The organism is Methylobacterium sp. WL120 (assembly GCF_008039465.1).
In the GTDB taxonomy this organism is placed as follows: domain Bacteria; phylum Pseudomonadota; class Alphaproteobacteria; order Rhizobiales; family Beijerinckiaceae; genus Methylobacterium; species Methylobacterium cerastii.
Genome location: NZ_VRUT01000159.1, coordinates 1 through 10,804, shown reverse-complemented (window position 1 = coordinate 10,804; position 10,804 = coordinate 1). Strand labels below are relative to the sequence as shown.

At 71.6% G+C, this 10,804-nt stretch carries 11 protein-coding genes; 3 read left to right on the top strand and 8 right to left on the bottom strand.

The window, feature by feature from the left end:
• The 3 genes from FV229_RS22155 to FV229_RS22145 all read left to right on the top strand — a co-directional run.
• Positions 1 to 625: uracil-DNA glycosylase (locus FV229_RS22155; protein WP_147754033.1), on the top strand; the 625-nt coding region annotated here is incomplete at its 5' end.
• Between the two features lie 234 nt (positions 626 to 859).
• Complete coding sequence (locus tag FV229_RS22150; protein ID WP_238272158.1) at positions 860 to 1,846, top strand: lysylphosphatidylglycerol synthase domain-containing protein; 987 nt, start codon at positions 860 to 862, stop codon at positions 1,844 to 1,846.
• Positions 1,847 to 1,864: 18 nt separating this feature from the next.
• A complete protein-coding gene (locus FV229_RS22145; protein ID WP_147754031.1) occupies positions 1,865 to 3,139 on the top strand; it encodes an ATP-binding protein in 1,275 nt (424 codons plus the stop codon).
• Here FV229_RS22145 and FV229_RS22140 read toward each other — a convergent pair.
• The 8 genes from FV229_RS22140 to FV229_RS28240 all read right to left on the bottom strand — a co-directional run.
• Positions 3,130 to 4,494 (bottom strand): sigma-54 dependent transcriptional regulator, encoded by a 1,365-nt coding sequence (locus FV229_RS22140; protein ID WP_147754030.1) that lies wholly within the window; start codon positions 4,492 to 4,494, stop codon positions 3,130 to 3,132. The genes FV229_RS22145 and FV229_RS22140 overlap by 10 nt on opposite strands.
• 83 nt (positions 4,495 to 4,577) lie before the next feature.
• Positions 4,578 to 4,916, bottom strand: a complete 339-nt coding sequence (gene fliN, locus FV229_RS22135; protein ID WP_147754029.1) for a flagellar motor switch protein FliN — start codon at positions 4,914 to 4,916, stop codon at positions 4,578 to 4,580.
• 17 nt (positions 4,917 to 4,933) lie between these two features.
• Positions 4,934 to 5,545: a FliH/SctL family protein gene (locus FV229_RS22130; RefSeq protein ID WP_147754028.1), complete on the bottom strand. Its 612-nt coding sequence runs from the start codon at positions 5,543 to 5,545 to the stop codon at positions 4,934 to 4,936.
• Positions 5,542 to 6,594 carry a flagellar motor switch protein FliG gene (locus FV229_RS22125; RefSeq protein WP_147754027.1) on the bottom strand — a complete coding sequence of 351 codons (1,053 nt, stop codon included), beginning with the start codon at positions 6,592 to 6,594 and terminating at the stop codon, positions 5,542 to 5,544. The genes FV229_RS22130 and FV229_RS22125 overlap by 4 nt, the downstream gene beginning before the upstream one ends.
• A 50-nt stretch (positions 6,595 to 6,644) precedes the next feature.
• Entirely contained in the window at positions 6,645 to 8,255 is a 1,611-nt protein-coding gene (fliF, locus tag FV229_RS22120; RefSeq protein ID WP_147754026.1) for a flagellar basal-body MS-ring/collar protein FliF, read from the bottom strand.
• A 220-nt stretch (positions 8,256 to 8,475) separates the two neighbouring features.
• Entirely contained in the window at positions 8,476 to 8,751 is a 276-nt protein-coding gene (locus tag FV229_RS22115) for a DUF1153 domain-containing protein (protein WP_147728884.1), read from the bottom strand.
• 92 nt (positions 8,752 to 8,843) lie between these two features.
• Entirely contained in the window at positions 8,844 to 9,524 is a 681-nt protein-coding gene (locus FV229_RS22110) for a flagellar hook capping FlgD N-terminal domain-containing protein (RefSeq protein WP_147754025.1), read from the bottom strand.
• Between the two features lie 12 nt (positions 9,525 to 9,536).
• Positions 9,537 to 10,804, bottom strand: a 1,268-nt coding sequence (locus FV229_RS28240) for a flagellar hook-length control protein FliK (protein ID WP_246688288.1), incomplete at its 5' end; no start/stop codon positions are given.

Sequence of the window (10,804 nt, the reverse complement as noted above, 5' to 3'; positions counted from 1 at the left end):
GGCGAGCGGGGCCTTCGGCACCGCCTGGCGCACGCTCCGCGACGGCGCCCACGTCGCGCCGCTGCGCGTGCTGGCGGCCCGGATCGCCGCGGAGTTCGGCGCGCCAGTGCCCGATCCGGACCCCCTCGACGGCGGCGTCCGCGCGCGCCTGCTGCTCCTGCTGGAGACTCCGGGGCCGGCGATCGGGCGCACCGGGTTCGTCTCGCGGGACAACCCGACCGGGACCGCGGCCAACCTGTTCCGCTTCCTCGCGGAGGCGGACATCGCCCGCGCCGACACGCTGATCTGGAACGCGATCCCCTTCGTGATCCATGCCGAGGGCGCGCTGAACCGGGCGCCGCGCCGCTCGGAGATCAAGGCGGCCGCGCCCTGCCTCGCTCCGCTCACCGCGCTGCTGCCCGACCTCGCCGTCGTCGTGCTCGCGGGCCGCGTCGCCGGCATGGCCGGCGACACGATCGCCGCACTACGGCCGGACCTCCCGGTGCTCATGATCCCGCATCCGAGCCCGACCTACGTCTGCACAGCGCCCGATGTCTCCGCGCGCATCCGCGCCGGGCTCAGGCAGGCCGGCGTCATCCTGCGGACATGCGGCGCGGCGAGAAGCGGCGGGGCAGCGACCGGATGAGACCGCCGCGGTCGCCGGCCACAGGTGGCTGAACGCGCGTCGCTGGCCTTGGAGCGCCGATGGTCCTACATGCGGGGCAACGGGCAACGGCCCGAAACATCCGGCATCGAACCCGCGGCCCGCTCGCCGGCCGGGCGGGATATCCGGCGGAGGCGGACGCCGATCGGAATGAACGTCCACGACCAACATCGCGGAACGCGCGATCATGCCGAGCGGGATCCCACCGGGACGACCTTGCCCGACGCAACGACCGCGGCCGAGGGCGCCGCGAGCAAGCGCTCGCGCAGCCGCTACGCGTGGCTCGGCACCGCCGCCAGCATCATCCTGTTCGCCGTCTCGCTCGGCGTCCTGTGGAAGCTCGTCCAGACCGTCACCTGGGCGGACCTGCGCAAGGCCTTCGTCGACGCGAGTTCCGACCAGCTCGGCCTCGCCTTCCTGTTCGTCTTCGTGAGCTACCTGTTCCTCACCGGCTACGATGCCCTCGCGCTCCGGCAGCTGCGGGTGACGGTGCCCTACCGGATCACGGCGCTCGCCTCGTTCACGAGCTACGCGGTGAGCTTCACCCTCGGGTTCCCGCTGCTGACGGCGGGCACGATCCGCTACTGGATCTACTCGCGCCAGGGGCTCACGGCTGCGAAGATCGCGGCGCTGACGGTGATCGCGGGCTTCACCTTTTGGCTCGGCATGGGCGTCGTGCTGGGCTTAAGCCTGATCATCGAGGCGAGCCAGCTCGCCGGCCTCGCCTTCACCTCGATCCGGATCAACCAGGGCGTCGGGCTGTTCGCGCTAGCGCTGGTACTCGGCTATCTCGCCTGGGTCTCGGCCAAGCGCCGGCACGTCACCATCCGGCAATGGCGCCTGGAGCTGCCAGGCGCATCGGTCTCCCTCGGGCAGATGGTGGTCGGCATCGGCGACGTCTGCGCGGCGGCGGCCGTCCTCTACGTGCTGATGCCGGCCGGCCTCGCGATCGGCTTCACCACCTTCCTCGCGATCTACGTGCTCGCCGCGATGCTCGGCATCGCATCGAACGCGCCCGGCGGTCTCGGCGTGTTCGAGGCGACGATCCTGCTTGCGCTGTCGAGCCTGCCGCGGGAGCAGGTGCTCGGCTCGCTGCTGCTGTTCCGGATCTGCTACTACGTCGTCCCCTTCGTCACCGCGCTGGCGATGCTCGGCGCCTACGAGATCGTGAAACGGGCGGGCCGTTCGCGCGGAGACCCGTGACCCGCGGCGGCCCCGGCGATGCCTGAGCGCGCGATCGGCCGGGCGGCCTGGACCGGCGCCGCGACGGCCGTGTCGCTCGTCGGCCTGTTCGCCTACCATCGCGACCTCCTCGACGGGCCGCTGATCGCCGCGGGCCTCGCGGCCGTCTGCGTCGGCGGCGTTCTTGCCGCCCGCGGGCGCGACGCCATCGCCGCCGCGCCGAGCCTGCGGCAGACCGAGCGCCACGCGGTGGCCGAGGCGCTGCTCGCCAACATCCCCGACCCGGTGATCCTGGTCGATCGCCGCGCGGTGGTGATCGAGGCGAACCCGGCGGCGCGCGCCCTGCTCCCGACGCTGCGCCTGCGCCACCCGCTCTCCTTCGCCCTGCGGGCGCCGGACGTGCTCGACGCGGTCGAGGCGGTCCTGCGCACGGGTGCGCCCTCGAAGACCACCTACGCCGTCCGGGTGCCGACGGAGCGCGCCTTCGAGGTGCAGATCGGCGCGTTGCCGATGCCGGACGGCGGCCAGCCCAACGTGGTCCTGTTCCTGCGCGACCTTACCGCCGCGCGGCGGCTGGAGGCGATGCGCGTCGACTTCGTCGCCAACGCCAGCCACGAGCTGCGCACCCCGCTGGCCTCGTTGCTCGGCTTCATCGAGACGCTGCAGGGGCCGGCGCGGGCCGACGCGCCGGCGCGCGAGCGCTTCCTCGGCATCATGCACAGCCAGGCGCAGCGCATGACCCGGCTGATCGACGACCTGCTCTCGCTCTCGCGGATCGAGCTGCGCGAACACGTGGCGCCGACGCAGGTGGTCGACCTCGGCACGATCGCCCGCCAGATGGTCGACGCGCAGGGCGCGCTCGCTGCCGCCCGCGGCGTCGCCATCACCCTGGAAGCGGGCGAGGGGGCGTACCCGGTGCTCGGCGAGCCGGACGAGTTGCTCCGCGTCGTCGAGAACCTCATCGAGAACGCGGTGAAGTACGGCGGCCGCAGCGTCGTCGTCGCCCTGGATCGGACGCGGGACGCGCTGCACGGCAGCCGCATCGTGCTCAGCGTGCGCGACGACGGGCCGGGCATCGCCCCGGAGCACCTGCCGCGCCTCACCGAGCGCTTCTACCGGATCGACGTGGCGTCGAGCCGGCAGAAGGGCGGCACCGGCCTCGGGCTCGCGATCGTCAAGCACAGCCTCAACCGCCACCGCGGCCGCCTCGCCTTCGAGAGCGAAGTCGGCGCCGGCACCGTGGTGCGGGTCACTTTGCCCGAGCACCGCGCGCGGGAAGCGTCCGAGCCGACGGACGCCGCAGATCAGCCGTAGGCGGCGATGGCCCGGGCGCAGCCGGGCTCGGCCACATCGAGCCCCGAGCCGACGTATTCGTTGAGCTTGTTGCGCAGCGTCCGGATCGAGATGCCGAGGATCTTGGCCGCATGGGTGCGGTTGCCGAGGCAGTGGTCGAGGGTGTCGAGGATCAGGTCGCACTCGACCTGCGCCACCGTGCGGCCGACGAGGCCGCGGGTGGCGGCCTCCGCCACCTGCGCCGCCCGGGTCGCGGCGCCGACGGGCGCGGCGATGGAATCGCCCTCCGGCGTCAGGATCGCGTCGGCGCCGATCTCCGCGCCGGAGGCGAGCAGCACCGCCCGGTGCAGGGTGTTCTCGAGCTCGCGCACGTTGCCGCGCCACGGGTTCTTGACCACCATCTCCTGGGCGGCGCGGCCGAGCGGCCGCACCGGCACGCCGTTCACCTCGGCGTACTTCTTGGCGAAGTGCGCGGCGAGTTCGAGGATGTCGGCCGGGCGCTCGCGCAGGGGCGGCAGCCGAAGGTGGACCACGTTCAGGCGGTAGAACAGGTCCTCGCGGAACGTGCCCTTGCGGACCTCCTCGGCGAGGTTGCGGTTCGAGGTGGCGAGCACGCGGATGTCGACCTTGACCGGGGCCGAGCCGCCGACGCGGTCGATCACCCGCTCCTGCAGCGCCCGCAGCAGCTTGGATTGCAGGCGGACGTCCATCTCCGAGATTTCGTCCAGCAGCAGCGTGCCGCCGTTGGCCTCCTCGAACCGGCCGATGCGCCGGGCGACGGCGCCGGTGAAGGCGCCCTTCTCGTGGCCGAACAGTTCGGATTCGAGCAGGGCCTCGGGGATCGCGGCGCAGTTGACCGAGACGAACGGGCGGTTTCCACGCGCCGACTTCTGGTGGACGTGGCGCGCCAGCACCTCCTTGCCGGTGCCGCTCTCGCCGGTGATCAGCACCGAGGCCTCCGAGCGGGCGATCTGCTCGGCCAGGCGCACCACCTTCTCCATCGACGCGTCGCGCCAGACGAAGGCGCGCCCGTCCGCCGAGACCGCCTCGAGCACGGCGGCGATCAGGTCCGGGTCCGGGGGGAGGGGGATGTACTCCTTGGCGCCGGCCTGGATCGCGGCCACGGCGGCCTTCGCGTCCGTGGTGACGCCGCAGGCGACGACGGGGGTGCGGATGCGCTCCTCGGCGAGCGCCGCGACGAGGTCGCGGATCGAGAGCCCGACGTCGATCATGACGAGGTCGGCGCCCTTGGCGCGCAGGACGTTCATCCCCTGCGCCACGCCGTCGGCTTGCGTCACCGCCGCGCCGCGGTTCATCGCGATCTTCGAGGCGGTGATCAGCTCGCCGTTGAGCCGTCCGATGATCAAGAGCCGCATCGCGGTGTCTCCGTTCCAGGTGTCGTGGCGCCGCGGGCCGCTCCGCCGTCGAGGGCGAGGCGCAGGCTGCGAATTTCAGGGGGTCAGCGGTCGCCCTTGACGATCTCGGTCATCGTCACGCCGAGGCGATCCTCGACCAGGACGACCTCGCCGCGGGCGACGAGGCGGTTGTTGACGAAGATGTCGACCGCCTCGCCGACCTTGCGGTCGAGTTCGAGAACCGCCCCGGGGGCGAGGCGCAGCAGGTCGCCGATCGGCATCCGCACGGCGCCGAGCACCGCCGAGACCATCACCGGCACGTCGAAGAGCTGTTCGAGGTCGGAGGCGCTCTTCGGGGTGGTCGGCGTGTCGCGGATGGATTCCTCGCCCGCCAAGGACGGGTCCTGGTCGCCGAGCTGCGGCAGGCTGAAATCGTCGGACATCGGGTTCTTTCGATCGCTCAGGGTTCGACGGACGTGCCGAGGGCATCGAGCACCGCGGCCTCGATGCGGGCGCGCTCGCGCACGATCCCGCCGTCGGCCCACTCGATGCGGGCGTCGCCCGACGGCATGTCGGGATCGCCCAGCACCACCAGGCGGCCCTCGTAGCCGCGCTCGCGCGCCAAGCGCTTCATCAGGCTCTCGGCCTCCTCGACCAGCCCGTCGTGGACGCGCACCACGAGGTGGGGCACGCCGCGCAGGTGCTGCAGGGCGGCGCGCGCCGCCTCGCCGATCGCGGCCAGCGGCCGGGCGTCGAGGGCGTCGCCCGCGATCTTGCGGGCGAGCAGCACCGCCACCTCGACCGCCTGGTCCTCGCGCTCGGCGTCGCGGGCGTCGGCCTGGGCGATGAGCCCGGCGGCGGCGAGCGACAGGCGGGTCATCGCGTCCGACAGGCGCGCCTGCGCCTGCGCCTCGGCCTGGGCGCGGCCCTCCTGCACGCCGCGGGCGTGGGCCTGGGAAGCGGCCTCGTCGGCGGCCTCGGCCGCGCGCATGCTCTCGCGGCTCGGCTGCGGCCGGCGGAAGTCGGTCTCGAACAGGAACGGCGTCGTGGTCGCGCTGGATCGGGCGTTCAATAGACCAGCTCCTCTTCGGCACTGTTCTTGGCGATCATGATCTCACCCTTGTCGGCGAGGTCCTTGGCCAGCTCGGTCATCTTGGCCTGGGCCTCGTCCACCTCCTTGAGGCGGATCGGGCCGATCGAGCCCATCTCGTCGGTGAGGTTCTTGGCGGCGCGCGTCGACATCTGCGCCAGGAAGAAGCCGCGCACGCGCTCGTCGGCGCCCTTCAGCGCCCGGCACAGGGTCTCGTTGTCGACCGAACGCATCAGCGTCTGGACGCTGCCGGGATCGAGCTTGAGCAGGTCCTCGAAGGTGAACATCAACTCGCGGATGCGCTTGGCCGAGCCGCGGTTGCCCTGGTCGAGGGCGGCAAGGAAGCGGCTTTCCGTCTGCCGGTCGAAGGCGTTGAACACGTCGGCCATCATCTCGTGCGCGTCGCGGCGGGCGGATTGCGCGATGGTGGCGACGAACTCGACCCGCAGCGTCTCCTCAATGTGGCGCAGCGCCTCCTTCTGCACCGTCTCCATCCGCAGCATCCGGTTGAGCACGTCGATGGCGAACTCCTCAGGCAGCAGGGTGAGCACCTTGGCCGCGTAGTCGGAGCGCACCTTGGACAGCACGACGGCCACGGTCTGCGGGTACTCGTTGCGCAGGAACGCGGCGAGGATCTCGGGGTCGACCTGGGCGATCGAGGCCCAGACGCGTTTGCCCGAGGCGCCCTTGATCTCGGCCATGATCAACGAGACCTGCTCGGTGGGAAAGATCTTCAGCAGCAGCGATTCGGTGCGCTCGAAGTTCGAGGTGATGCCGCCGCCGCTCGAGAGCCGCGAGACGAAGTCGATGATCAGCTTCTCGACGGTCTCGGCCTCGAGCGATCCGAGCTGGACCATGGCGTGCGAGACCGTCTTGATCTCGTCCTCCTCCAGGCGCTGCCAAATCGGCGCGCCCTCGGCCTCGCCGAGGAGCAGCAACAAGGCGGCGGCACGCTGGGGGCCAGGCATCGACGCGAACGTCGTCCCGCCGAGATCCTGCAAGCTCTGACCCAGTCCCGTACCCGCCGCCATCGTCCCGTTCTCTCCTCAAGCCACCGAAATCTTCGCTCGAACCGCACCGCCTACGGCGTCTCCTGGATCCAGTTGCGCAGGACCTCCACAGTCTCGGACGGGCTGGCGCGGACCATGTCGACCACACGCTGCACCGTGTCGGCTTGGATCTGCCCGTTGATCTTGGCGAACTCCATGAGCTTGGCGGTCTTGCTCTCGGGCACCAGGATGGTGCCGTCGGCGGCGGCCTCGATCCCTGCGCCGGCCACCACCGTGATCATCGGCGTCGCCGACGGGTCGGAGGCGAGCACGCGGCGCAGGAGCGGGCGCACCACCGCCATCAGCACGATCAGGGTGAGCAGCGCGAGCACGCCCAGTTCCACAATCCGCAGCACGTCTTCCTTGCTCGGGCTGAGCAGCGACTGGACCAGCGTCGGCTCGACGAAGTCGGCGGGCGCCGGCGCCTCGGCGAAACGCAGGTTCACCACCTCGATCTGGTCGCCGCGCGCCTTGTCGAACCCGACGGTGCTGCGCACCAGGGCGGCGATCCGCTCGATCTCGGCGGCGGGGCGGGGCTGGTAGGCGACCTTGCCGTCGGCGCCCGGCACGTAGGCGCCGTCGACCAGCACCGCGACCGAGAGGCGCTTCACCCGGCCGCCCTCGACCACTTCGGTCCGGGTGACCTTGGAGATCTCGTAGTTTGTGGTCTCCTCGTTCTTGTTCGAGGAATCCTTGGGCGCCGGCGCCTTGTCCTGGTTCGCGCCCGGCAGCTCGTTGCCGACGCTGACCGAGCCCTCGGAGTTGGCGGTCTGCGAGGCCTCGGTGCGGGTCTGGCTGGAGCGCACGACACGGCTCTCGGGGTCGAAGGTCTCAGACCGGCTCTCGACGCGGTTCAGGTCGAGCTCGGCCGAGACCTGCACGCGGGCCCGGCCCGGCCCGACGATGCCGGCGACGATCTCCTCGATCTGCGAGCGCAGGCGGCGCTCGAGGCCGGTCTGCTTCTCCTCGAAGGCGCCGGCCTCGCCCTGCTCGCCCCGGGCGCCGTCGGCCAGCAGCCGGCCGCGCTCGTCGACGATCGAAACGCGCTCGGGCTTCAGGCCCTCGACCGCGGAGGCCGCCAGGTGCCGGATCGCGCGGACCTGGCCCGCGTCGAGGTCGCCCATCAGCTTCAGGACGATGGCGGCGCTGGGCTGCTCGCGGTCGCGCTCGAACAGGCGACGCTCGGGCATGACGAGGTGGACGCGGGCGGCCTGGACCCGGCCGATCGCCCGGATCGAGCGCGACAGCTCGCCTTCGAGAGCGCGCAGGTGATTCACGTTCTGGACGAAGTTGGTCGAGGAGAAGGCGTCGCCCTTGTCGAAGATCTCGTAGCCGACGCCGGCCTGGCTCGGCAGGCCCTTGCCGGCGAGGTCCATGCGCAGGCGCGGAAGGTCGGCGCGCGGCGCCAGAACGGTCTGGCCGGTGTCGCCCTTGGTCTCGTAGCGGATGCCGCGGGCGTCGAGGTCGCGCACGACCGCGGCCGCGTCCGAGGCCGAGAGGTCGGCGAACAGCACGCCCATGTCGGGGCGCGAGACCCGCAGGATGACGAAGGCGAAGAAGCCGATCAGCGTCAGCGTCACCGCGGCCATCGCCGCGAGGCGCGCCGGTCCGAGCTTGGTGACGAGATCGAGAACCGGCTTCACGGCTGTTACGCACCCACCCCTGGGGGGCGCCGACGACGGCGCCACCCGGCAGAATTTGCCCAGGCCGTGGTTAGCGTGTGGTTAACGAAGTGGAGGGCTTGGTCCCACGCGAAGCCCGGAACGCAGCGAAGCCGCATCCGCGGGGTGGCGGATACGGCTTCGCGTGAAACCGGCGTCGACCGCGCGGACTGGACCGCGTCGGACGGGGCACGGGGTCGAGTCAGTGGCGGTAATGCTGGATGCGCGTGGTGCGCAGGCCGGCAAGGCCGTGCTGGTCGATCGAGAACTGCCAGCTCAGGAACTCCTCGGTGGTGAGGGTGTAGCGCTGGCAGGCCTCTTCCAGGCTCAGGAGGCCGCCGCGGACGGCGGCGACCACTTCGGCCTTCCGGCGGATCACCCATCGACGGGTGCTCGTAGGCGGCAGGTCGGCGATCGTCAGTGGACTTCCATCTGGCCCGATCACGTATTTCACTCTCGGGCGGTGCGGTTCGGTCATGGTACGCTCTACAACTCGACTGACCTGTCGAGACACCAACCTACTTGCGCGAGCTTAAAACATGTTGAAGCGGATCACTCGGAAGTGATTCGTCAGCCCGAGGTTGTGGACAACCCGATCCCGGTGACGCTGGACAGGGGCACGCGCGAGGTGCCGATGATCAGAACCGGGCTCGCGCCGCTGAGGTCGACCTTGTCGACGCTGCCGCTCGTCGCCGTGGCGACCTGCACCGTGGCGCCGGTGGCGTCCGAGGCCGAGACCTTGATCGTGTAGGTGCCCTCCGGCGCCGCGAGGCCGGACGAGTTCTTGCCGTTCCACGAGAAGGTCTGGCTGCCAGCGGCGAGCGACGTCGTCTGCGTGCCGACGACGTTTCCCTTTGAATCGGAGATGGTCACCACCGCCTTGGTCGCGTCGCGCGCCGGCGTCAGGTTCCAGGTCGCCGAGCCGTCCTTGAGGTCGGCGGTCGTGCCGTCGGTGGTGACGGTCTTGCCGATGTAGCTCGTGGCGGAAGCGGAGCTCGCCGCCTTGCTGTTGGCCAGGATGCTATCGAGGCGGTCGTTGCCCTTCAGCTGCTGCTCCACCTGGGCGAACTGCACCAGCTGTTGCGTGAACTGGTTGGTGTCCATCGGGTCGAGCGGGTTCTGGTTCTTGAGCTGCGTCGTCAGCAGGGTCAGGAACTGCGTGAAGTTGCTCGCCAGCGTCGCGCTGTCGGCGGTCTTGCCCGCGGCGCTCGACGCGGCCGCGCTCGTCAGGCTGGAAATGCCGCTGGTCATCGGTGGGCCTCCTCAGATCCGGATGTCGAGGCCGCTCAGGCCCCGGAGCATGCGCAGGGGCGCAACCTCCGAGACGGCGGCGTCGGAAGGGGTGTTGGGCAGGGCGTTGCCGCGGCCGGGCCGGCCGTCGCGTTGCGTGGCCTCGCCGCCCGAGCCGCCGTCGCTTCGCAGCGACATGGTGATGCCGCCCTGCGACGGGTCTAGCCCGGCCTGGGCCAGCGCCTGCTGCAGGCTGCCGGCGTCGCGTTGGAGCATCGCCAGGGTCTCGATGCGCTCGACCACGAGATGCGTGGTCACGGTGCCCTTGTCCTTGTCGATGTCGAGGGTGACGTCGACGCGGCCGAGCTCAAGCGGATCGAGCCGGATCTGGAACTCGCTCGAACCGGCGAGCGAGCGCAGTCCGATCGTCATCGGGACTTGTCCGAGCGGCACGGGCGGCGCGGCCGCCGCGACCGGAGCCTTGTCCGCGGCGGCCGACGCCTGACCGGAAGACGCGGCCTGGGTCCTGGCGATCGGATCCGGGGTGCTGGGCCCGGCCGAGGCCACATCGGTCAGCGCGGCGAACAGGTCGGCCTTGGTCGCAGGCGCGGCACCCGCATCCGTTCCCGCGACCGCGTCGTCGCCCTTCGCGCTCGCCGCAGCGCCCGGCCGGCCGGCGGCCTCGGCCGGAGCGGCGCCCGCTGCCGTCCCGGCGATGCCGACGGCCGCCGCTGCGCCTGCAGTAGTGGCGGGCGGCGTCGCGGAGCGGCCGGTCGGCGCCGGTGGTGATGGAGGCGGAGCATCTAGGATGAGCGCGATCGTCGGCGCAGCGAGCTGGATCTCCGGCGCCTTCGCCTCGGCAGTCTTCGCCTCGGCAGTCTTCGCATCAGAGGCCTTCGTGTCGGATGACGGCGCCTCGGCCTTCGCCTTGGCGTCCTCGGGCGCCGCCGCGGCAAGCTCCGCCTTGCCGTGGTCCGACGCGGAGGGGCCGCCCTCGAGCTTCGCCGCTTCCGTGGGCGGGGGCGCCGCGGCGTCCTGGACGGTAGCCGGCTTCGTCTCGGATGGCGCGTCGGCCGTGGGCCGCGCCGTATCGGCGTCGCGGGTGACGGGTCCTGTCGAAGCTGTCGCGGGACGCGGCGTCCCAAAACCCGTCCGATGTGGGCTGGCCTTTGCCGGCGCGGCGGGCGCGTCGCGGGTCGTAGCAGCGGATTGGCCCGCCGGCCGGGCGGCCTTGGCGTCGGCTGCGGCGAGGTCGGCAGCTTTAGCGCGGTCGGCGCGTCCGAGCGCGGCCGCGTCGGCGC

What these genes read in the sequence shown, in the direction of transcription:
- FV229_RS22145 (WP_147754031.1), top strand. Translation starts at nt 1,865, where the DNA reads ATGCCTGAGCGCGCGATCGGCCGGGCGGCCTGGACCGGCGCCGCGACG.
- fliN (WP_147754029.1), bottom strand. Translation starts at nt 4,916, where the DNA reads ATGTCCGACGATTTCAGCCTGCCGCAGCTCGGCGACCAGGACCCGTCC.
- FV229_RS22110 (WP_147754025.1), bottom strand. Translation starts at nt 9,524, where the DNA reads ATGACCAGCGGCATTTCCAGCCTGACGAGCGCGGCCGCGTCGAGCGCC.
- FV229_RS22140 (WP_147754030.1), bottom strand. Translation starts at nt 4,494, where the DNA reads ATGCGGCTCTTGATCATCGGACGGCTCAACGGCGAGCTGATCACCGCC.
- FV229_RS22125 (WP_147754027.1), bottom strand. Translation starts at nt 6,594, where the DNA reads ATGGCGGCGGGTACGGGACTGGGTCAGAGCTTGCAGGATCTCGGCGGG.
- FV229_RS22115 (WP_147728884.1), bottom strand. Translation starts at nt 8,751, where the DNA reads ATGACCGAACCGCACCGCCCGAGAGTGAAATACGTGATCGGGCCAGAT.